Raw genomic sequence first — 20,852 nt, forward strand, 5'->3', positions numbered from 1 at the left:
TAAATTACTGTCATTTTCTTTGTCTTTATAAATTATAAAAACAAATACAATGAAAATTGCATCATTAGTAAAATACGCTACATTATTAATCTTACTCATTTTTATAACCAGTGTTACTTTTAAATCATGTTCAATTAATCCAGAAGCTTGGTTTCCTCCTACACCTCCTAAATTAGTAGGCGCGCTTCATGAAAATGAACTACTAAGCTCAACTCAACACATCGATTTAGACGGTTGGTATGGGCCTGAGGATATTGCAGTAGATAATCAAGGAAATCTATATTGTGGAGTTCATATTTCTGAAACAGACTTTTCAGATGGTAGAATTTTAAAAATTGACACATCGGGAAAAGTTTCTGTCTTTTGTAATACGGAATCTTGGGTTGCTGGTTTACATTTTGACAGCAATCAAAATCTAATTGCTTGTGACTTAGAAAGAGGGTTGATTAGTGTAGATAAAAAAGGAAAAATTACCACTTTAGCAAGTGAAGATGAAAACGGGAACAAGTTTCTTATCCCCAATGATGTAGACATTGCTTCTGATGGGATTATTTACTTTACCAATACTTCTTCTAAAATTCCTTTTAGTAGAACACATATTTGGAAACTATTAATGGAAGCTAAACCTGATGGAGGTCTTTATAGTTACAATCCGAAAACCAAAGAAGTAAAAACACTTATAGAGGGTACTTATTTCGGAAACGGTGTTGCGGTTTCTCAAAAGGATGACTTTGTGTTAATGGTAGATTTGGCTAAATATAGAATTCTTAGATACTGGTTAAAAGGCAGTAATAAAGGAACAACAGATATTTTTCTTGATAACCTACCTGGTTTTCCTAATGGAGTTTCTAGAAGAACCGATGGTAGTTTTTGGCTTGGTTTTTCAACTAAAAGAGATTCTTCTTTAGATGAAATACACTCTAAACCTCTTGTAAAAAAGTTAGTATATGGTCTTCCTCTATTTTTACAACCTAAAGTAGCTCGCTATGGAATGATTATGCATTTGAGTGCTGATGGAGAGATTTTAAAAACTTATTATGACACGACTGGTAAAGTTGTGTCAGAAGCTAGTTCTGTTGAAGAGCATGATGGATATCTTTATCTCGGCGGAGATGTGTCTGGTTATATTGGAAAATACAAATTAGAGAATTAAAATAAAAACTCCCGAATTGGGAGTTTTTATTTTATATGTAGTCCTATTAATGATAATCAACTGGAGTCTTTCTTGCTTTCGTTAGTTTCTCAAAAGCATACCCTAGCTGCAATAATTCTTTTTCAGTAAAAGGCTTCCCTATAAACGTTAAACTAACAGGTTCTCCAGAGTTTTTATATCCCATAGGAACTGTTAATGTCGGGTACTTTGCTACTGCTGCAATACCAGAATGATAATTATTAATTGATAGAATACCATCTAAATTTTGGGCTTTTAAAGCTTGTAAAAATTTCTTTCCATTATAACTTAGACTATCTTTTACCACCTCTAACTGAGCTAAACTAGTCGTATCTTTTATTATTCCTTCAAATAGCTGTTGTCCGTAAGGAGCTCTTTTTGTAGAATCTTTTTTATTAAACTCAACCACATCTTGTATATTTTTCACTGTTAGCTTTTTGTTTCCGTGAGTAGCTAAGTATTCAGGTAAATCATGTTTCATATCTATATTTAGCAGCGTAATAAATCCATCAAACGAAATTTCTGGTGGAGTTATCTCTATAATTTCTGCACCAGCTTCTTGTAACTTTTCTACACTTGCTTTATAAATAGAATCTGTTAAAATAGGTTTTAGCACTCCTATTCTTTTTCCTTGGATTGTGTAGCTTTCATTAAGTAATTCTTTAGGTTTAAAATCTTCTATTTCTAAAGAAGCAGCATCCTCATTATCTTTTCCTAGCATCGCTTCAAATAAAATAACATTGTCTACGACACTTTTAGTAATCGGACCTGGAGTATCTAACGTACTTGAAATCGGAACAATTCCTGAGCGACTTAAAACACCAATTGTTGGTTTTAATCCAACCACTGAGTTTTGACTTGATGGTGAAGTTATAGACCCTGCTGTTTCTGTACCTACAGCAGCTACGGCATAGTTTGCTGCTACAGAAACTCCACTTCCTGAGCTAGAACCTCCTGTTTCAAAAACTTTTCTTCCATAAGGATTTAAGGTTTGCCCTCCAGTGGCACTATACCCTAACGGACAATCTTCACAAAAGAAGTATGCCCATTCACTTAAGTTTACTTTTCCTAAAATTAATGCTCCCGCTTCTCTTAATTTTTTGACAATAAAAGCATCCTTGTCAGTTGAGTTGTTTTGTAAAGCTACAGCTCCAGCAGTCGTTATCATTCCTGCGGCATCAATATTATCCTTTATCAAAATTGGAATTCCATTCAAGGAAAATTCATTTGCTTCTTTTGATTCTTTATCTTTTGCTCTTGCTTCTTCTAATACCTTTGGATTTAGAGATATAATTGCATTCAAATACTTTATACTATCACTTTCAAACTTTCGTATTCTATATAAATAGAATAATGTTAGTTTTTCGTACGTGAGTTTTTTATTTGTTATGCTCTTTTGAATAGTTGGAATATCTTTTTCTAAAATTAATGGCTTTAGTTGTTGATATTCTTCTTCTGAAAATCTTGATAGCTCCTTTTCAAAAGGTTTGAGTTCTTTATTTAAATCTAAAAAATGAGACTGAAGTAATTTAAACTGCATTCTCTTTTTCTCGTGATCTTGCTGTTTTTCTATTTCTGATGATTCATCATAGCTTTTAAAATATACCTTTACAGCTTTTTGCTTACATGCACTTATAAATAGAAGAGTTAATAATAAAAAAGTAGCTTTTCTCATTGGTCAAATATTTGATACTCAAATGTAATTATAAAAATTGAAAAGCTTTATTTAGGATAACAAAACTGCCTTATTATCTAAACTCTAATAGTTGATAATATACGGAGATTATTATTTAGAATGGTTTGTTACGGCAAAATCTCCCCAGTCTGCGATAGACTGAATTATAGGAATTAAACTTTTTCCTAAATCAGTTAAAGAATACTCTACTTTTAATGGTGGTTTTGAGGTGTACACTTTTCTTTTTATTACACCATCTTCTTCCAAGGCTTTTAACTGTAAACTTAAAGTTCGTTCTGTAACCATTGGAATTTCTTTTCTTAACTCACTGTAACGAAGCGTTCCTTTTATTAAATGAAAAAGAATTACTGTTTTCCATTTCCCTCCAATAACTCCCATAGTAAGACTCGTACAGCAGGGGAACTCTCTTCCTTTAAACTTAAGTGTTTTAGATTCTTGTACCTCCATAATTTATACTATCCTTTTTGACCGTTATTGCAAAGATAAAAAACTATACTTACTTTTGATACTATAATTTTTATAGTTTAATTAAAAAATAGAATATGAGCTTTATAACATCAATGCAGCAACGTTATACAACAAAAAAATATAATGCTTCAAAAAAAATTGAATCAGAAAAAATCAAAGAGTTACAACAGGTTTTACAATTAAGTCCTTCTTCAATAAATAGCCAACCATGGAAATTCACTTTTGTTTCTGACACTGATACTAAAGAACAACTTTCAAAAGTATCTTGGTTAAATATTAGCAAGGTTATTGAAAGTGATACCATTGTTGTTTTTAATCGAATTAATGATATTGATTTGTTTGAAAAACAAATTGAAGAAGAGCTCCCTGAGGGTGCTGTTGGTTATTATAAAGAATTTATAAAGCCAAAACCTGAAGAAGAAATTAAAGCCTGGTTTAACAGACAAGTATATTTGGCTTTAGGAGTTTTTTTAAGTGCTTGTGCTGAAATGGGAATCGATGCCACTCCAATGGAAGGTATTGAACCAGAAAATTATGACAAAATTTTAAACAACAAAGATTACGCAACTGTTGTTGCTGTGGCTATTGGCTATAGAGATGAAGAGGATTTTAATCAACCAGACAGAAAACCTAAATCGAGATTGGCTTTTAACAAGGTTATTGAAACTGTTTAGAATAAAAAAACTCCCAAATTGGGAGTTTTTTTATTTACTTATGTTTTTCTATTTAAAAAACGAATCTACAAATTCATGTTTGTTGAATACTTGTAGGTCATCAATACCTTCTCCTACTCCAATATATTTCACAGGTATTTTAAATTGATCTGAAATTCCGATAACAACGCCTCCTTTTGCGGTACCATCTAATTTAGTTACTGCTAACGAAGTTACTTCTGTTGCTTTCGTAAATTGTTTTGCTTGTTCAAAAGCATTTTGTCCTGTTGAACCATCTAACACTAACAATACATCGTGTGGTGCATTTGGTATTACTTTTTGCATTACACGTTTTATTTTTGTTAGCTCATTCATTAGGTTTACTTTATTATGTAAACGTCCTGCAGTGTCGATAATTATAACATCTGCTCCTTGATTTACACCTGATTGAACTGTATCAAAAGCTACAGAGGCAGGATCGGAACCCATTTCTTGTCTTACAATTGGTACGTCTGTTCTATCTGCCCAAACTTGTAGCTGATCTATTGCTGCGGCTCTAAAGGTATCCGCTGCTCCTAAAACAACTTTTAACCCTTTCTTTTTAAATTGTGAAGCTAGTTTACCTATCGTAGTTGTTTTTCCTACTCCATTAACACCTACAACCATTAACACATAAGGTTTCGTATTTGCTGGAATAGTAAAATCGGTGTCGTCACCAGTATTGGTTTCTGATAATAAACCCGCTATTTCTTCACGTAAAATTTGGTTTAGCTCTTCTGTTCCTAAATATTTGTCGCGAGATACACGTTCTTCTATTCTATCTATTATTTTCAGGGTAGTTTCTACTCCTACATCAGACGATACCAATACTTCTTCTAAATTATCTAATACATCATCATCAACCTTAGCTTTACCAGCAACTGCTTTTGATAATTTAGAGAAAAAACTTGTTTTGGTTTTTTCTAATCCCTTGTCTAAGGTTTCCTTTTTCTCTTTAGAGAAGATTTTCTTAAAAAAACTCATTTTTAAATATTATAATCGCTTACATAGGTTAAAAACTATACCATTTTACTAATACAGTCAAATTGTCATTGTTCCACAGCTTTAGTGTTAAGGATTGAGGCATTTGTTAAAACTCTCCCGATACTTCGGGAAGCGACTGCCGAAAGCCCGACTTGCTAGGATAATTCCCAAATCTTTAACGTATTCAAAAAACTTGAGACTGTCAAATATAAAAAAAGCTACTCTCTAATGAAAGTAGCTTTTCTTTAAACTGTATACAAGAATTACTTTTTTGCTAAAAAGTCATTCACGCTTTCTGGATCCATAATAGCTTCAACAAATATATAAGCTCCTGATTTTGGAGACTTTACCATTTTGATAGCTTTGGTTAATCTTTTTGAACCTGTTTGTAACGATGCTACTGATTTCTTTGCCATTTTATATTAAAGTTTACGCCGTAGCTTATTATTTAATTTCTTTATGAACTGTCATCTTCTTTAAGATTGGATTAAATTTCTTTAATTCCATTCTATCAGGAGTATTCTTTTTGTTCTTTGTTGTAATATAACGAGAAGTTCCTGGTTGACCAGAAGCTTTGTGCTCAGTACACTCTAAAATTACTTGAACTCTGTTTCCTTTTTTTGCCATCTCTCTAAAATTTTATCTAGTAAGGAATTATTTAGTTAAGAAACCTTTTTCTCTAGCTTCTTTAATAACCGCAGAGATTCCTTTTTTATTAATATTTTTTAATGCAGAAGCAGATACTTTTAAAGTTACCCATTTATCTTCTTCTGGAATATAGAAACGCTTAGTCATTAAATTAGCGTTAAATCTTCTTTTAGTTCTATTTAAAGCGTGAGATACATTGTTACCTACCATCGCTTTTTTTCCTGTTAATTCACAAACTCTAGACATCTTCTTGACAGTTTTTAGTGTTATTTCTAAACGAGGTGCAAATTTATGCATTTTAATTTACTGCACAAAAATATTCTCGATTAAATTTTAATTAATTTTAATCTTTTCAAAACTAGGCTCAGCATCTAACCTATTTGGAAGCGTAACGGCTGCAAAAATACTAATTTATTTTAATATGGCAGCTTGTAAAAGTTCTAAAGATTTGGTTACCGTTCTATTAATTACCTTTTCTCTTGGCTCCCCAAAATTAAACTCATAAACATCTACTCCACTTTTAGTTGCTATACCAATATATACCAATCCTACACTTTTATCATTATGATCGGTTGTTGGACCTGCATTTCCTGTTACAGCTATCGCGTAATCTGTTTGTAACTTCTCCAAACATCCTTTTGCCATTGCTAAAGCTACTTCTTTACTTACTACCGTATATTTATCAATAACTTCTTTAGAAACATTGAGTAGTTGTTCTTTTAAAGCTGCTGTATACGTAACGAATCCTCCCATAAAATATGAAGATGCTCCTGGAACTGAAACTATGGTTGACGCTATTTTCCCTCCTGTTAAGCTTTCTGCTGTAGCAACAGTTTTCCCATGTTTTTTTAACAGTTTACCCACTTCTTTTTCTAAAGATGTTTCATTATCATCTCCTACGATAATTTCTGGTATTAGCATATATAATGCTGCAACTTGCTTTTCCATCTCTTTCACTAATACCTCTTTATCTTTTCCTTTAGCTGATAAACGTAAACGAACACGTCCATAAGATGGTAAGTAGGCTAGCTTTATAAAATTAGGTAAACTCTCTTCCCAATCAGAAATTCTTTCTGCAATAATTGTTTCCCCTGTACCTACCGTCATAATTGTCCTATGTAAAATGAATGGCAATTTAAAAGTAGACCGTAGCTTAGGCAATACATGATACTTCATTAATCCTTTCATTTCATATGGCACTCCCGGAAGAGATACAAAAACAGTATTATTTTCATAGAACCACATTCCTGGTGCAGTTCCTAAACGATTCATTAATAAGGTTGCTTTCGAAGGAAGCTGCGCTTGATACTTCTGTATTTCGTTGAACGGATGATTAACTTTTTTGAATAGATATTTAATATTATCAATTACTTCGGGATATTCAACAATCTTTTCATCTTTAAAATATTCAGCAATTGTTTTTTTAGTGATATCGTCTTTGGTAGGTCCCAATCCTCCTGTAACAATAACAATATCTGCTCTACTTTCTGCTTCTTTTAACGCATTTAAAATATGTTGTTTTTCATCCTGGACTGAGGAGATTTGATATACCGAAATTCCAATTTTATTAAGTTCTTGACCAATCCATTGTGAATTGGTATCTACAATTTGTCCGATAAGAATTTCATCTCCTATCGTAATGATTTCTGCATTCATGTATATATCTAAAAAAGAATCCCGCCGAAGCGGGATATATTTTATTTTACTTTAATTTGAAAAGCTTGTTTTCCTTCAATAGTTCCTGTTAAAATGTCATTTTCTGCCACTTTTCCAACTCCTGCTGGTGTTCCTGTAAAGATAATATCTCCTTTTTTCAACGTGAAATATTGCGACACGTAACTAATCAACTCATCAATTTTCCACAACATACTAGTGGTATTTCCATCTTGTACAACCTCATCGTTCTTTTGTAATTGAAAAGACAAGTTTTCTAAGTCAAAATCTTCTTTCGGAAAAAACTCTCCTACTATAGCACTACCATCAAAAGCTTTTGCTTTTTCCCAAGGCAATCCTTTTTCTTTACATTGTGCTTGCACATCACGCGCAGTAAAATCAATCCCTAAGCCTACAGTGTCATAATATTTATGAGCAAATTTTGGAGAAATGTGTTTTCCAACCTTATTAATTTTTACCAATACTTCCACCTCATAATGGATATCATTTGAAAACGGAGGAATAAAAAATGGCATTTTTTTAGGAAGAATAGCCGAATCTGGTTTTAAGAAAACTACCGGGTTTTCTGGTCTTTCATTTGCTAACTCTTCTATGTGTTTTGCGTAATTACGTCCTATACAAATTATTTTCATTTCTTCAAGTACGAATTATGATTTTAGAATTACGAATTAAAAACCTCTAACTCGTAATTCATAATTCTTAAAATTATCAATCAGTTATGGTATCCACGTTTTAGGGAAGTTTGGCTTACGTTTTTCTAAAAACGCATCACGTCCTTCTTTGGCTTCATCCGTCATATATGCTAAACGAGTTACTTCTCCTGCAAATACTTGTTGCCCTACCATTCCATCGTCCGTTAAGTTCATTGCAAACTTTAACATTTTTATTGAAGTTGGTGATTTTGCTAAAATTTCTTGTGCCCAATCAAAAGCTGTTTGCTCTAGCTCATCATGTGGAATTACGGCATTTACCATACCCATTTCATACGCTTCTTGTGCTGAGTAGTTTCTTCCTAAGAAAAATATTTCACGGGCCTTCTTTTGCCCCACCATTTTAGCTAAATATGCTGAACCATAACCTGCGTCAAACGAAGTAACATCGGCATCAGTTTGCTTAAAAATAGCATGTTCTTTACTCGCTAAAGTTAAATCACAAGTTACGTGCAAACTATGTCCGCCACCTACAGCCCAACCTGGAACCACGCATATTACTGCTTTTGGCATAAAACGTATTAAACGCTGTACTTCTAAAATATTCAAACGGTGGTAACCATCATCTCCAACATAACCTTGGTGTCCACGTGCATTTTGATCTCCTCCAGAACAAAAACTCCAAACTCCATCTTTAGTTGATGGCCCTTCAGCAGACAACAATACCACTCCTATATTCGTATCTTCATGTGCATCATGAAACGCATCCAATAACTCTGAAGTAGTTTTTGGTCGAAACGCATTACGTACATTGGGTCTATTAAATGCTATTCTTGCAACGTTGTGTGACTTTTTATAGGTAATATCTTCGTACTCTTTGGCAACTTTCCAGTCTGGTTGTATCATAATTTTAAAATATTGTCGTTATTTAGTTGTACAAAAATAACATAATAACTTTATTTTTCTTTTCTATATTTGAACGATATAATTTACCCCTAAATATGAAACAAGTATATTTATTATTTACCCTATTAATTAGTATTAGTCTTTTTTCTCAAAAAGTTGTTACTCAAAAAATCAATTCAAAAGAATTAGAAAAAGATAGAAATGTAAAAATCTACCTTCCAGAAGGCTATGATGTAGATGAAACTACTAATTATCCTCTAGCTATTATTTTAGGTGACGAGTATCTTTTTGATTTATATGTAGGTAATGCTAAACTTTATGCTAATGTAGATAAAGCACCCAGACAAATTGTAGTAGGTATTGATATGAAAAACACTTATGGAAAAGATATTTCTATAATACCTTCTAATAATTCCTTAACCAGTTCAGGGGTACATTTTTTTAATTTTATTAAATATGAGTTAATTCCTTTTATGGAAGGAAACTTTAGAACTTCTCCTTTTATGACAATTGTAGGTGAAGGAAAAGCTGCTAATTTTATTACTCACTACTTAAAAGATGAAAAACCTATTTTTAATTCTTATATCTGTATCACTCCTGATTTTCCTCAGTTTGCTCCCGCTATTATGGAGTCTTATTCTCTTAACAGACTGGGTTCTATAGATAACACTTACTTCTTATATACAAGTAATAACAAAAAGTACATTGACACTAATCAATATAATCGATTTAGCGATATTAAAACGTTATTAACATCCTATGAAGCTAAAAACTTTAATGTTGTTTTTGATGAATTTGATTCTTCTCCAAGCTATTTAGCTATAATTGGAGAAACTATTCCTAGAGCTTTTACACAAATGTTTAGCTTATATTCTAAAATTACTAAAGAAGAGTACGAAGCTAATGTTAAAGATTTGGCTCCTTTAGATGCAATTAAGTATGTGGAAAAAAAATATCTAGATATTCAGTATCTATACGGTTCTAACTTAAATGTTCGTTTAGATGACATTTTTGTTATTGAAGATATTGTAATTGACAGACAAGATGGTGATTACTTGAGAGTTTTAGGGGATTTTGTAATGATAAAATACCCTGATTCTCATATGGGTGATTTTTATATAGGTAAATACCATGAACTTGGAAAAGACTACGAAAAAGCAGATTTTTACTACAAAGCTGCTTATGGAAAAATGGATCCTTCTGATCCTAATGCAAATGCTTTTTACGAAAACATTAAACGTGTAAACGATTTAATGGGAAGTAAAAAGAAAGAAGAAATTAAAAATAATGACGAGGAAATTATTGAAGAAGAAGAAGAAGGACAAGAATAGTTTATTTTAACACTATTCTGTCTTCTTGTAATTCTATTTTTTTACTCTTATACAAGCTGCCAATAGCTCTCTTGAATGCTTTTTTACTCATCTGCAAGTGAAATTTAATTGATTCAGGAGAGCTTTTATCTGTTAACAATAAAAAGCCTTTTTCTTCTAGCTTTTTTAAGATTATATCAACATCTGAATCAATTACATTCTTAAATCCTTGCGGTCGTAGAGATACATCAATTTTTTCATCTTCACGTATCTTTTTAATATAACCTATTGTTCGCATTCCTTCTTCTACATCACTAAAAACTTCATTGTTATACAATAAGCCTTCATATGCTTCATTAATTAATACTGAATAACCTAAAGCGGTTTGAACACCAATTACTAAATCTACCTTATCACCTTCTTTTAATTCCATTTTATAAGTTTTTAAAATAGTTTTTTAAAACTACGTCATTTATTTCTTTTGGAGTAAAAACCTCCATTATTTTTGGCTGATCCGATTCTTCATAAAACGAAATCAAACTATTTTGCAAGCTCTTTAAGTCTTTTGTTTGAACATATTCAAAACCATACATTTTTGATAAATACTCTGCAGTTAAATCATGCGGTGTTTCAAAGTACTCCGTAGCATTTGTTGTTAATGGCCCCGGGATATATCTAAAAATACCACCTCCTGCATTGTTTAAAATAATAATTCTAAAATTCTTCGGAATATTTGTGTTCCACAATGCATTGCTGTCGTAAAAGAAACTTAAATCTCCTGTTATAAATATTGTTTGATTTTTTGAGGCATATGCTGCTCCTACAGCTGTACTTGTACTTCCATCAATCCCGCTTGTTCCTCGATTACAAAATACTTTTAGCGTAGAATTTACATCAAACAATTGTGAATATCGAATAATTGAACTGTTACTTATTTGTACTTGCGAATTATCTGGGATACTTTCTAAAATAACTTCAAAAGATTTTAAATCTGAATATTCGCAATCTTTCAAATACTCTTCGTGTTTTACAGATCTTTGTTCTTTTTCTTGTAACCATGCATGTTGATAACTACTTTCAACATTTTTCTTTTCCTTAGAAAGGCTTGTTAAAAAAGTTACCGGATTTGTTTGTAAAAACTCTGACAAGCAGTGATATGTATCCATTGCCTTTAACTCATCAATATGCCAGTGATGTTTTGGCTGTAATTTTCGTAAAAACTGTTTAATTCTTTTAGAAATTACCATTCCTCCTAAAGTTAGTAATACTTCAGGTTGCAACTCTTTATATTCTTCTTCAGTTAACTTAGAGATTAATTTATCTATGCTATTGATAAACTTAGGATTGTATATATTTGAGGTAGTTTCTGTTAACACTAAAACAGAAGTATCTTCTGCATATACATTCAATATTTTTTGAAGCTCAACATCAGGAAAATGACTTCCTACTAAAATCATTTTTTTGACTGAAGAGTTCCAAATAGAAGCTATTTTTTCTAAATCAAAAGATTTCTCGACTGCGCTCGAAATGACATTCATCTTTTCAAAAGATTGCTTCACTTTGTTCGCAATGACCGAATCTAATTTTTCAAGTGTTTCATATAAAGGTTCATCAAATGGAACGTTTATATGAACTGGTCCTTTTTGAGTGATTGAAGTTTGTAATGCCTCAATTAATAAACTGATATTATTTTTTAACTGACTTTCTTCCTCTATTAAATTAGCTGAGAACAAAATATGGTTCTTAAACACATTCTCTTGACGAATTGTTTGTCCATCACCAATATCAATCAGGTGCTTGGGTCTGTCTGCTGAAATTACAACTAGCGGAATATTGCTATAAAAAGCTTCTGCTATCGCAGGATAATAATTCAACAAAGCAGAACCTGACGAACATACAATGGCAACAGGTTTTTGCTTTTGTTGTGCTATTCCCATAGCAAAAAAGGCAGCACAACGCTCATCTACCACACTTAATGTTTCTATTTCTGGATGATTTGAAAATCCGACAGTAAGTGGTGCATTACGAGAGCCTGGAGAAATTACAACGGTATCAATATCAAATTGATTACATGCTGAAACTACTAATTGTGCGAGTTCTTTTTTTGGGTACATATCTTTTAAAAAATGAGATTCCCGCTTTCGCGGGAATGACAAAATACTAAAGCCAACTTCGTTGGTTAGTTTCCTTTTTTATAATCTGCTAAAAATTTTGCTAAACCAATATCTGTTAAAGGGTGTTTTAACAATCCTTCAATTGCACTTAAAGGCCCTGTCATAACATCAGCCCCAATTTTAGCACAATCAATCACATGCATTGTATGACGTACAGATGCTGCTAAAATCTCAGTATCAAACGCATAATTATCAAATATCTGACGAATTTCAGCTATTAGATTTAAACCATCTGTAGAAATATCATCTAAGCGACCAATAAATGGCGATACATATGTTGCTCCTGCTTTTGCTGCTAACAATGCTTGACCAGCTGAAAACACTAAAGTTACGTTGGTTTTAATTCCTTTATCAGAAAAATATTTACACGCTTTTATTCCATCTTTAATCATAGGTAGTTTCACTACTATTTGAGGATTTAAAGCAGCTAACGCTTCTCCTTCCTTTACCATACCATCAAAATCAGTAGAAATTACCTCAGCAGAAACATCTCCTTCTACAATTTGACAAATTGCTTTGTAATGATTGATAATATTCCCCTCTCCTGTTATTCCTTCTTTAGCCATTAACGATGGATTTGTTGTTACCCCGTCTAAAATACCTAAAGCTTGTGCTTCTCTTATTTGATCTAAGTTAGCTGTATCAATAAAAAATTTCATCTGTATATTTATTATGTAGTTGTGTTCTAATTCTTGAGTTTTGCGAGTTCAACTCTCTATAAAAACAACATATAAAACAATGTTTTATATCTTGATTTTTCTTTAATTACTAATCTTCTGCGAATTTACAATTTATAATGATTCATTAGTAATTTTTCATAAATTTTATCAGGCAAAATTCTTTTTAATACAATTGAAAATTTCTCCATAAATCCACCAACTTTATAGTGAATTTTTGGGTTCTTGTTTTCAATAATTTTATAGATTGCCTCTGCCATTAGTATTGGATCTGCACCAGAATCAACATGAGCATCCATCAATGCTAAGTTTTCAGCATATTTTTCTTTGTAAGCAGAGTTTTCAAAAACAGGTGTATGATACCTTCCTGCAGCAATATTCGTAGCAAAATCTCCTGGAGCTACATTAACAACCTTAATACCGAAACTTTTCACCTCCATACTTAACGCTTCTGTTACCAACTCTAACGCCCCTTTACTTGCAGAATAAATTCCTCTAAAAGGTAACCCCATGTATCCTGCTATTGAAGTTGTGTTAATAATCGTTCCCTGTTGCTGTTTTCTCATATGAGGCAACACTTCTTTAACAACATCAATTACCCCAAAAAAATTTGTATTAAAATTATCTTTCATTTCTTGTGTAGGTGTATCCTCAATTGGACCAGTAATTCCTTTTCCTGCATTGTTTATCAACACATCAATCTTTCCTTCAGCAGTGATTACTTCTTCTACAGCTTTCTTTATTGATTCTTGGTCAGTTACATCTAATACTACCATTTGAAATGGAGTAGTTACTTTTTGTGGATTTCTACTTGTTCCGTAAACTTTAAACCCTTTATCGTGTAAATAGGTAGCTATTGATTTTCCTATTCCTGAAGAAGCTCCTGTAATGAAAACTGTTTTTGACATTGTTCTTATTTTAAGCAAATATCTTAAAGTTAGCTTCAATAAAAAAACTTTAAAACTTATCTTAGCATTTTATCTTACAAGAACAAATACCATGTATAAAAAAACGTTTTCTTTATCTGTTTTTATGACATCTTTAACAATTTTAATTGCTGGATGTTCTTCTTCAACCGCTCAAAAAAGCACCTCGTTATTTTCAAAAAATAAAACGTTTACACGTCAAGATTCTTTACGTGGTTCTATTACGCCTGAAAGATCTTGGTGGGACTTAACATATTATCACCTTGACGTAACCGTTAATCCTGACAAAAAGTTTATTAAAGGAAAAAATACTGTACAATATAAAGTTTTAAAACCTTATCAAGTTTTACAAATAGATTTACAACCTCCTTTAAAAATTACCAAAGCGACTCAAAACAATAAAGAACTAAAAGTTATTTCTGAAGGAAATGCGCATTTTATTCAACTACAATCTCCTCAAAAGAAAGGAACTGTAAACTCTGTTGATGTATATTATGAAGGTAAACCTAAAGAAGCGATTAGAGCTCCTTGGGATGGTGGTTTTTCTTGGAAAAAAGACAGTAATGGAAATCACTTTGTTGCTACTTCTTGTCAAGGGTTAGGAGCTAGTGTTTGGTGGCCAAATAAAGATCATATGTATGATGAGGTAGATAGTATGGCAATTAGTGTTCGTGTACCTAAAAATTTAATGGATGTTTCTAATGGGCGTTTACGTAATATTGAAAAACACAATGACGATACAACTACTTATCATTGGTTTGTTGATAATCCTATCAACAACTACGGAGTTAATGTAAACATTGGAGATTATGTACATTTTTCTGAAAAATACCAAGGTGAAGGTGGAGCGTTAGATATGAATTATTATGTGTTACGTGACAATCTTAAAAAAGCCAAAAAGCAATTTAAAGACGCTCCCAAGATGATGAAAGCTTTTGAACACTGGTTTGGTAAATATCCTTTTTATGAAGATGGCTTTAAACTAGTAGAAGTTCCATATTTAGGAATGGAACATCAAAGTTCTGTTACCTATGGAAATCAATATAAAAACGGGTATTTAGGTAGAGATTTATCTGGAACTGGTTGGGGACTAAAATTCGACTTTATTATTATTCACGAAGCTGGTCATGAATGGTTTGCTAATAATATTACCAATGTAGATATTGCTGATATGTGGATTCACGAAAGCTTTACAGCTTACTCTGAAAACTTATTTTTAGATTATTACTATGGTAAAAAAGCTTCTGCTGAATATGTTATAGGAACACGAAGTTCTATTCAAAATGATATTCCTATAATTGGAAATTATAATGTTAATGATGAAGGTTCTGGAGACATGTATTATAAAGGGGCTAATATGCTTCATACAATTCGTCAACTAGTTAATAATGATGAAAAATGGCGTCAAATTTTACGTGGTTTGAATGCTGATTTTTATCATAAAACGGTAACTACTCAAGAAATCGAAAAGTACATGATTGAAAAATCTGGTATTGATTTAAGTAAAGTATTCGATCAATATTTACGTACAGTGAAGATTCCAGAGCTGGAGTATACTATTGAAAACAACACCTTAAAATATCGTTGGAATAATGTTGTTGGAGGTTTTAATATGCCTATAAAAGTAACTGTTGATGGAAAAGATGAATTACTAAAACCTTCTGATAATTGGCAAACAAAAACTATTAAAGGAGACTCAATTGAGGTTGACAAAAACTTTTATGTAAACTCAAAACCTCTATAAAGCAACTGTATTTTATCTTTTTCATGATTAAAAAGCTTTTAAAAAACGTTATCCTAAACCCTAAAAAGTTGTTTTTAATAGATGGTTTTGGAGCTTTTTTATCTGCTTTTTTATTGGGTGTTGTGTTAGTAAAGTTTGAAAGCACCATAGGAATTCCTCCTTCTAGTCTGTATTTTCTAACTGTTTTTCCTTTGATCTTTACTATGTATGATTTTTACTGTTACCGAAAAAATCACAATAATCTTAAATCTTTTTTAAAAGGAATTGCAGTTGTAAACCTACTATATTGCTGTCTTTCTATTGGAGTAGCATTTCTTCATAGAAAAACTATTACTAACTTAGGATGGACTTATATTATCATTGAAGTCTTTACTATTACCATTCTATCAAATTTTGAACTCAAAGTAGCCAAACAACTTACTAAAAAAACAAATAAAAAACTCGAACCTTAAAAGGCTCGAGTTTTTAATGATTATTATATTGTTTTTAATAATCTAATCTTTTTAAGTAGTCTAGTTTTTCTTGCCAAAGATCTAACTGGTCTTTAAATTCTTGGATTCCTTTACGTACATTTTGTACTAAAGGATTATCTTCTGTAGCGTTTGAAATAAAGCTTAAGTTGTTTTCTAACTGTTGCATTTCTCGTACAGTTTCATCTATTTTTTTTCTAATAAAGAACTGTTCACTATCTAATTTTCTATAGTCTTCTTGTGCTAAATATGTATCTACAACGCCTTTAAACTTCATCATTTCAATATCAATTCTGCTCATATCCAATTTATCGAGATGTGCATCCATTGCTTTGTTGAATTTTTCATCCAAATAACGTGCATTTCTTGGCAATGCTCCTAGTGCTCTCCAATCTGCTAAGGCTTTTTCTACATCTTCTTCGGTAGAAATTTCAGCTACTTTAATTTGCTCTACAAATTCTTTCTTAGCCTCTACTACTACTAATTGTTCTTTATTTTCTTCATTCTTGTGAGCGTGTAATCTATCAAAATAGTAATTACAAGCATTTTTGAATTTTTTCCAGATATCGTCAGAAAATTTTCTAGGCACATGTCCTATTTTTTTCCAATCTGCTTGAATACGCTTCATAGTATTGGTAGTTTCACTCCAGTCTTCACTATCTTTTAAGCTTTCTGCAAGCTCTACCAATTCCATTTTCTTCCTTAAGTTCTCGTTTTGTGCACTTTTTTCATGCTTGTAAAATGCATTTTTAGCTGAGTTAAACTTTTTAGTTGCTGCTTTAAACTCTTGCCAAACAGCTTCACTCTTACTGTAAGGTAATTTTCCTATGTCAAAGTATTTTTTTCGTAGTTTTTCTATTTCTACAATACTTTTTTGCCAGTCGTTGTGTGTTTTATTGCTTGATGTATCGTACGCATTTATTTCTGCTGCAACAGCTAGTTTTGCATCAATCATTTCTTGATGCTTTGACTTTAATTCTCTGTAATGCTGATGACGTCTGTCATGAATTTTTTTAGTTGCTTCACTAAACCTTCCCCAAACATCTTCTCTATGTTCTCTTGACACAGGTCCTACATCTTCTTTCCACATACGATGTAATTCTTGTAACTCTTTAAAAGCTACATTAACGTCTTCTACATCATTTAAAGCTTCTGCTCTTTCAATTAGTCGTAGTTTTTCTTCAAGGTTATGTTTAAAATCTAACTCTCTAAAGTCTTTATTTAAATGTAGTAAATCGTAAAAACGTTCTACATGATGATGATATGTTCTCCAGGTATCATTATACTTTGTTTTAGGCACAGCTCCAACACTTTTCCAACGATTTTGAATTTCTTGAAAATCATTATACATCGTTTTTGGGTCAGCATCTTTAATTAAAGTCTTTAACTCTTCAATTAAATTATTTCGTCTCTCTAAGTTTTCTTTTAATTGTTTTTCTAATTGAGAATAGTAAGCATCACGCTTGGATTTATATTCACCTAATAACTTATTGTATTCTGTTTTTGTTGGACTAGAGAATTGAAAATCTATAGAATTTCCTCCATCTGCCAAAAACGCCTCTTTCTTCTTTGCTAATAAAGCCCCAAACTTTGAGTTAAACGCTGTTTTAATAGCATCTACATTTGATTTTAATTGTTGAATTGGATGGCTTTTTAGTAATTTTTTTAATTCATCTACCAACTTTTCTAGCTCCATCGAAGCATAATCAAGCATAGGTATTTCGTGCTTTTCATCTGCTTTTTCAGATTCATTGGCTACTTCATTTTCAACTTCATTAACTGCATTTTCAGTTTCCCTACTAACCTTTGATTGCTCTTCTGTGATTGGCTTTTCTACTTTCTCTTCGTTGTTTTCTAACATATCTACAATGTTTAAGTTCCTTTGATTTAGATTATAAAGATAAGGATTCTTAGAGAATAGCAAATTTTATTTTAGTTTTTAAAATTTTAGCTATTATTCCATATTTTCCAAGCTTTTTCTGCTTGTAGCTCTAACATCTCTAATCCATTTTTTATAGTTGCTCCCTGCTCTTTACCTTTACGTAAAAAAGTAGTTTCTGACGGATTATATATTAAATCGTATAATAAATGTTTATCTGATAAAAATTTATATGGAATATCTGGACAGTTCTCTACGTTTGGATGTGTACCTAACGGTGTACAATTTACAATTATATAATGTGATTCTATAAGTTCTTTACCTATATCTTGATAGGAGATTTGCTTTTTTCCTTCAGGAGTTCTAGATACATATTTATATTTCACTCCTAAGCTTTCAAATACATAGGCTACAGCCTTAGATGCCCCACCTGTTCCCAATATCAAGGCTCTTTTATGATATTTCTTTACTAATGGTTTTAATGATTTTTTAAACCCATACACATCAGTATTATATCCTTTTAATCTCCCTTTCTTGGTTATTTTAATAGTATTAACTGCTCCTACTTTTAGAGCTTTCTTGTCTATTCTATCTAAAAAATTAAAAACATCTAACTTATATGGAATCGTAACATTCATTCCTTTTAAGCGTTTTTTATTTTCTTTTATTTTTTCAGGTAGTTCATGTATTGATTGAATATCAAAATTGATATACTCATGATTTTTTAAATCTAATTTTTCAAATTTTTCGGTAAAATATCCGCGAGAAAATGAGTACGAAATGTTCTTTCCTACTAAAGCATATAAATGCTTATTTTCTTTTTTGGTCATAAAAATCAATAATTAGTATTAATGCAATTCCAATAATAATGAATCCTATAGAAACCCATGTTTCTTGATTGTTAAAATTGGGTATAAATCTCTGGTAATTTTCTATAATTTTGTTCCCACTCTGATCAAGCAAAAACACACCTGCTTCTTTTTTATAAATAGTTTCTTTCCATGGCCAAACAACACCTAATGACCCAGTAATAAAACCTATAATAATTGCTGTTACAATTTCATGCCATCTTTTTAAAACATACCCTAAAACATGTGAAATAGACACAAGCCCAAAAGCTGAACCTGCTGTAAAAACTCCTATAATTTTTAAGTAACGAACTTTTACTTGATCATTCAGTACTTCAAAGTTTCCAGACAATAGATTTGTAATTACATTGCCTAATACATTTACACTATCTACTAACAACAAAACATAGTTTCCTAATAATATAAGAATAAATGAGCCTGAAAGTCCTGGTAATGTCATTCCTGAAACTCCTATAATACCACATAAGAAGACAAACCAAAGATTATCATTTTCTGTAGCGGGTGTCATAAAACTAATAGAGATTCCAACTGATGCTCCAATAAATAGTCCTAAAACTGTTTTAAGTTTCCATTCTCCAAAATCTTTCGATATATAATAAATAGAGCCTATAATCATTCCAAAAAACCATGACCATACATACAGTTCGTAATTTTTCAAGAAATAATCTAAAATAAGAGATACACTGAAGTAGCTGAACATACTTCCTACCATTACCCAAACTAAAAATTGTAAATTGGTATAGGTTGCAAAACTTTTAAAACGTCCATTAAACAACAGTTTAAAAGCTTTACCATTGATTCTTTGAAAAGTATAAATAAGCTCTTCATAAAACCCCATTACAAAAGCTACCATGCCCCCTGAGACTCCTGGTACCTTGTTGGCTCCTCCCATTATCAAGCCTTTTAAAAAAAGGGTTATTTTTTGTGATAGCGTGCGCTCTTTATACATGCGGTTTGATTAGAACGCTAAGTTAGTTATTTTCTAGTGCTTTTTTACTGCTAATTTTTCTAGCAATAAAATAAGTGCAAAACCAATTAAGGCTAAGATTATTGCATACATTAATTGTGGATTTCCATCGTAGGAAAATGGTGAAATAGATAACTCATTAAAAGGGATTTGTTCTCCGTGTGAATTGGTTCTGTATGTCAATACTTTCTTCCAAGGCCAAATTTTGTTTAATGATCCTATTATAAACCCTGTTAAGACAACGAGAGTATGGTTTTTATAGTTTTCAAACAGATACTTTAAAACTCTTGAAAAAAGTAATAAACCTACAATCGCTCCTAAACCAACAACTGTTATAGTTGTTAAATCACGGTTGTTTACGGCTGCTAATACTGGTTTATAGGCTCCTAATAATACTAGTATAAAAGATCCTGATATACCTGGTAAAATCATAGCGCAAATTGCTATTGCCCCTGCTAAAAACATAAATGACATTGAAGAGTTTTCTGAAACCAACGGATTTAGCGTTGTGATGTAATAAGCTAATATAGCTCCCAACATTAGTAAAATTCCTGAAGCGAGATTCCATTGAGTAACTTGTTTTGCTATGTAAATAACACTTGCTAATACTAACCCAAAGAAAAAAGACCATACTAAAACTGGATGGTGCATTAATAACCAAGAAATCATTTTTGCTAACGAAACGATACTGATAAAAATTCCAACAAAAAGAGTTACTAAAAAGTTACCATTTACTTGTTTCCAAGCTGATTTAAAACCTTCTTTTTTTAAAGTTTTAAGTAACTTTAAATTAATATTACTAATAGAACCTAGTAGTTCTTCATAAATTCCTGAAATAAACGCAATGGTACCTCCTGAAACACCTGGAACCACATCAGCAGCTCCCATAGCAATTCCCTTTAACATGATTACGAAGTAATCTTTAATAGTTCTATTCATAAAAATAG

The 20,852-nt window shown here is 31.6% G+C and carries 22 protein-coding genes; 5 read left to right on the plus strand and 17 right to left on the minus strand.

Features of this window, described 5'->3' with window-relative positions; translation table 11 throughout:
- The first annotated feature begins 49 nt into the window (after nucleotides 1-49).
- Nucleotides 50-1,153, plus strand: a complete 1,104-nt coding sequence (locus ACXIHB_RS05080; RefSeq protein WP_462099096.1) for an SMP-30/gluconolactonase/LRE family protein — start codon at nucleotides 50-52, stop codon at nucleotides 1,151-1,153.
- Nucleotides 1,154-1,199: 46 nt separating this feature from the next.
- Here ACXIHB_RS05080 and ACXIHB_RS05085 read toward each other — a convergent pair whose 3' ends face one another.
- Nucleotides 1,200-2,846, minus strand: a complete 1,647-nt coding sequence (locus ACXIHB_RS05085; RefSeq protein ID WP_462099097.1) for an amidase family protein — start codon at nucleotides 2,844-2,846, stop codon at nucleotides 1,200-1,202.
- Between the two features lie 111 nt (nucleotides 2,847-2,957).
- The gene (locus ACXIHB_RS05090) at nucleotides 2,958-3,314 is read right to left on the minus strand and encodes a winged helix-turn-helix transcriptional regulator (RefSeq protein WP_047790634.1); all 357 of its coding nucleotides are present in this window, start codon (nucleotides 3,312-3,314) and stop codon (nucleotides 2,958-2,960) included.
- 95 nt (nucleotides 3,315-3,409) lie between these two features.
- On the opposite strand from ACXIHB_RS05090, the gene ACXIHB_RS05095 reads away from it, so the two are divergent.
- Nucleotides 3,410-4,009, plus strand: a complete 600-nt coding sequence (locus ACXIHB_RS05095; RefSeq protein WP_462099098.1) for a nitroreductase family protein — start codon at nucleotides 3,410-3,412, stop codon at nucleotides 4,007-4,009.
- Nucleotides 4,010-4,057: 48 nt separating this feature from the next.
- On the opposite strand, the gene ftsY is transcribed toward ACXIHB_RS05095, so the two are convergent.
- The 7 genes from ftsY to ACXIHB_RS05130 form a co-directional block, all read right to left on the minus strand.
- Entirely contained in the window at nucleotides 4,058-5,011 is a 954-nt protein-coding gene (gene ftsY / locus ACXIHB_RS05100) for a signal recognition particle-docking protein FtsY (protein WP_047790632.1), read from the minus strand.
- Between the two features lie 263 nt (nucleotides 5,012-5,274).
- The gene (locus ACXIHB_RS05105) at nucleotides 5,275-5,427 is read right to left on the minus strand and encodes a DUF4295 domain-containing protein (RefSeq protein ID WP_462099099.1); all 153 of its coding nucleotides are present in this window, start codon (nucleotides 5,425-5,427) and stop codon (nucleotides 5,275-5,277) included.
- 28 nt (nucleotides 5,428-5,455) lie between these two features.
- Nucleotides 5,456-5,638 carry a 50S ribosomal protein L33 gene (gene rpmG / locus ACXIHB_RS05110; protein ID WP_013070733.1) on the minus strand — a complete coding sequence of 61 codons (183 nt, stop codon included), beginning with the start codon at nucleotides 5,636-5,638 and terminating at the stop codon, nucleotides 5,456-5,458.
- 27 nt (nucleotides 5,639-5,665) lie between these two features.
- Nucleotides 5,666-5,905 carry a 50S ribosomal protein L28 gene (gene rpmB, locus ACXIHB_RS05115; RefSeq protein WP_047790661.1) on the minus strand — a complete coding sequence of 80 codons (240 nt, stop codon included), beginning with the start codon at nucleotides 5,903-5,905 and terminating at the stop codon, nucleotides 5,666-5,668.
- 165 nt (nucleotides 5,906-6,070) lie between these two features.
- Complete coding sequence (locus ACXIHB_RS05120) at nucleotides 6,071-7,315, minus strand: competence/damage-inducible protein A (protein ID WP_462099100.1); 1,245 nt, start codon at nucleotides 7,313-7,315, stop codon at nucleotides 6,071-6,073.
- A 41-nt stretch (nucleotides 7,316-7,356) separates the two neighbouring features.
- On the minus strand, nucleotides 7,357-7,965 hold the full coding sequence (locus ACXIHB_RS05125; protein ID WP_159509482.1) for a fumarylacetoacetate hydrolase family protein: 609 nt from the start codon (nucleotides 7,963-7,965) through the stop codon (nucleotides 7,357-7,359).
- Nucleotides 7,966-8,049: 84 nt separating this feature from the next.
- Complete coding sequence (locus ACXIHB_RS05130; protein WP_047790629.1) at nucleotides 8,050-8,889, minus strand: 1,4-dihydroxy-2-naphthoyl-CoA synthase; 840 nt, start codon at nucleotides 8,887-8,889, stop codon at nucleotides 8,050-8,052.
- Between the two features lie 95 nt (nucleotides 8,890-8,984).
- Here ACXIHB_RS05130 and ACXIHB_RS05135 point away from each other — a divergent pair, with 95 nt between their 5' ends.
- Nucleotides 8,985-10,220, plus strand: coding sequence for an alpha/beta hydrolase-fold protein (locus ACXIHB_RS05135; protein ID WP_462099101.1), 1,236 nt, complete (start codon nucleotides 8,985-8,987; stop codon nucleotides 10,218-10,220).
- 1 nt (nucleotide 10,221) lies between these two features.
- On the opposite strand, the gene ACXIHB_RS05140 is transcribed toward ACXIHB_RS05135, so the two are convergent.
- From ACXIHB_RS05140 to ACXIHB_RS05155, 4 genes are all read right to left on the minus strand, one after another.
- On the minus strand, nucleotides 10,222-10,632 hold the full coding sequence (locus ACXIHB_RS05140; protein ID WP_047790627.1) for a S1 RNA-binding domain-containing protein: 411 nt from the start codon (nucleotides 10,630-10,632) through the stop codon (nucleotides 10,222-10,224).
- Nucleotide 10,633: 1 nt separating this feature from the next.
- A complete protein-coding gene (gene menD, locus ACXIHB_RS05145; RefSeq protein WP_462099102.1) occupies nucleotides 10,634-12,313 on the minus strand; it encodes a 2-succinyl-5-enolpyruvyl-6-hydroxy-3-cyclohexene-1-carboxylic-acid synthase in 1,680 nt (559 codons plus the stop codon).
- Nucleotides 12,314-12,378: 65 nt separating this feature from the next.
- Nucleotides 12,379-13,032, minus strand: coding sequence for a fructose-6-phosphate aldolase (gene fsa, locus ACXIHB_RS05150; protein WP_047790625.1), 654 nt, complete (start codon nucleotides 13,030-13,032; stop codon nucleotides 12,379-12,381).
- 125 nt (nucleotides 13,033-13,157) lie between these two features.
- Nucleotides 13,158-13,958 carry an SDR family oxidoreductase gene (locus ACXIHB_RS05155; RefSeq protein ID WP_394421675.1) on the minus strand — a complete coding sequence of 267 codons (801 nt, stop codon included), beginning with the start codon at nucleotides 13,956-13,958 and terminating at the stop codon, nucleotides 13,158-13,160.
- Between the two features lie 91 nt (nucleotides 13,959-14,049).
- Here ACXIHB_RS05155 and ACXIHB_RS05160 point away from each other — a divergent pair, with 91 nt between their 5' ends.
- Nucleotides 14,050-15,720 (plus strand): M1 family metallopeptidase, encoded by a 1,671-nt coding sequence (locus ACXIHB_RS05160; RefSeq protein ID WP_462099103.1) that lies wholly within the window; start codon nucleotides 14,050-14,052, stop codon nucleotides 15,718-15,720.
- A gap of 23 nt (nucleotides 15,721-15,743) precedes the next feature.
- Nucleotides 15,744-16,172, plus strand: a complete 429-nt coding sequence (locus tag ACXIHB_RS05165) for a hypothetical protein (protein WP_462099104.1) — start codon at nucleotides 15,744-15,746, stop codon at nucleotides 16,170-16,172.
- 34 nt (nucleotides 16,173-16,206) lie between these two features.
- Here ACXIHB_RS05165 and ACXIHB_RS05170 read toward each other — a convergent pair whose 3' ends face one another.
- The 4 genes from ACXIHB_RS05170 to ACXIHB_RS05185 form a co-directional block, all read right to left on the minus strand.
- The gene (locus ACXIHB_RS05170) at nucleotides 16,207-18,051 is read right to left on the minus strand and encodes a DUF349 domain-containing protein (RefSeq protein ID WP_073183411.1); all 1,845 of its coding nucleotides are present in this window, start codon (nucleotides 18,049-18,051) and stop codon (nucleotides 16,207-16,209) included.
- Between the two features lie 86 nt (nucleotides 18,052-18,137).
- Nucleotides 18,138-18,899 (minus strand): shikimate dehydrogenase family protein, encoded by a 762-nt coding sequence (locus tag ACXIHB_RS05175; RefSeq protein WP_239180367.1) that lies wholly within the window; start codon nucleotides 18,897-18,899, stop codon nucleotides 18,138-18,140.
- Nucleotides 18,880-19,887 carry a DUF368 domain-containing protein gene (locus ACXIHB_RS05180; RefSeq protein ID WP_462099105.1) on the minus strand — a complete coding sequence of 336 codons (1,008 nt, stop codon included), beginning with the start codon at nucleotides 19,885-19,887 and terminating at the stop codon, nucleotides 18,880-18,882. The genes ACXIHB_RS05175 and ACXIHB_RS05180 overlap by 20 nt, the downstream gene beginning before the upstream one ends.
- A 33-nt stretch (nucleotides 19,888-19,920) precedes the next feature.
- Nucleotides 19,921-20,844 carry a polyprenyl-phosphate transporter gene (locus ACXIHB_RS05185; RefSeq protein WP_047790619.1) on the minus strand — a complete coding sequence of 308 codons (924 nt, stop codon included), beginning with the start codon at nucleotides 20,842-20,844 and terminating at the stop codon, nucleotides 19,921-19,923.
- Nucleotides 20,845-20,852: the final 8 nt, after the last annotated feature.

The sequence above is a fragment of the Tenacibaculum sp. IMCC1 genome (assembly GCF_054906355.1).

Excerpts from the sequence above, each read along its gene's own strand:
- ACXIHB_RS05080 (WP_462099096.1), top strand. The coding sequence starts at position 50 with ATGAAAATTGCATCATTAGTAAAATACGCTACATTATTAATCTTACTC.
- ACXIHB_RS05085 (WP_462099097.1), bottom strand. The coding sequence starts at position 2,846 with ATGAGAAAAGCTACTTTTTTATTATTAACTCTTCTATTTATAAGTGCA.
- ACXIHB_RS05090 (WP_047790634.1), bottom strand. The coding sequence starts at position 3,314 with ATGGAGGTACAAGAATCTAAAACACTTAAGTTTAAAGGAAGAGAGTTC.
- ACXIHB_RS05095 (WP_462099098.1), top strand. The coding sequence starts at position 3,410 with ATGAGCTTTATAACATCAATGCAGCAACGTTATACAACAAAAAAATAT.
- ftsY (WP_047790632.1), bottom strand. The coding sequence starts at position 5,011 with ATGAGTTTTTTTAAGAAAATCTTCTCTAAAGAGAAAAAGGAAACCTTA.
- ACXIHB_RS05105 (WP_462099099.1), bottom strand. The coding sequence starts at position 5,427 with ATGGCAAAGAAATCAGTAGCATCGTTACAAACAGGTTCAAAAAGATTA.
- rpmG (WP_013070733.1), bottom strand. The coding sequence starts at position 5,638 with ATGGCAAAAAAAGGAAACAGAGTTCAAGTAATTTTAGAGTGTACTGAG.
- rpmB (WP_047790661.1), bottom strand. The coding sequence starts at position 5,905 with ATGTCTAGAGTTTGTGAATTAACAGGAAAAAAAGCGATGGTAGGTAAC.
- ACXIHB_RS05120 (WP_462099100.1), bottom strand. The coding sequence starts at position 7,315 with ATGAATGCAGAAATCATTACGATAGGAGATGAAATTCTTATCGGACAA.
- ACXIHB_RS05125 (WP_159509482.1), bottom strand. The coding sequence starts at position 7,965 with ATGAAAATAATTTGTATAGGACGTAATTACGCAAAACACATAGAAGAG.
- ACXIHB_RS05130 (WP_047790629.1), bottom strand. The coding sequence starts at position 8,889 with ATGATACAACCAGACTGGAAAGTTGCCAAAGAGTACGAAGATATTACC.
- ACXIHB_RS05135 (WP_462099101.1), top strand. The coding sequence starts at position 8,985 with ATGAAACAAGTATATTTATTATTTACCCTATTAATTAGTATTAGTCTT.
- ACXIHB_RS05140 (WP_047790627.1), bottom strand. The coding sequence starts at position 10,632 with ATGGAATTAAAAGAAGGTGATAAGGTAGATTTAGTAATTGGTGTTCAA.
- menD (WP_462099102.1), bottom strand. The coding sequence starts at position 12,313 with ATGTACCCAAAAAAAGAACTCGCACAATTAGTAGTTTCAGCATGTAAT.
- fsa (WP_047790625.1), bottom strand. The coding sequence starts at position 13,032 with ATGAAATTTTTTATTGATACAGCTAACTTAGATCAAATAAGAGAAGCA.
- ACXIHB_RS05155 (WP_394421675.1), bottom strand. The coding sequence starts at position 13,958 with ATGTCAAAAACAGTTTTCATTACAGGAGCTTCTTCAGGAATAGGAAAA.
- ACXIHB_RS05160 (WP_462099103.1), top strand. The coding sequence starts at position 14,050 with ATGTATAAAAAAACGTTTTCTTTATCTGTTTTTATGACATCTTTAACA.
- ACXIHB_RS05165 (WP_462099104.1), top strand. The coding sequence starts at position 15,744 with ATGATTAAAAAGCTTTTAAAAAACGTTATCCTAAACCCTAAAAAGTTG.
- ACXIHB_RS05170 (WP_073183411.1), bottom strand. The coding sequence starts at position 18,051 with ATGTTAGAAAACAACGAAGAGAAAGTAGAAAAGCCAATCACAGAAGAG.
- ACXIHB_RS05175 (WP_239180367.1), bottom strand. The coding sequence starts at position 18,899 with ATGACCAAAAAAGAAAATAAGCATTTATATGCTTTAGTAGGAAAGAAC.
- ACXIHB_RS05180 (WP_462099105.1), bottom strand. The coding sequence starts at position 19,887 with ATGTATAAAGAGCGCACGCTATCACAAAAAATAACCCTTTTTTTAAAA.
- ACXIHB_RS05185 (WP_047790619.1), bottom strand. The coding sequence starts at position 20,844 with ATGAATAGAACTATTAAAGATTACTTCGTAATCATGTTAAAGGGAATT.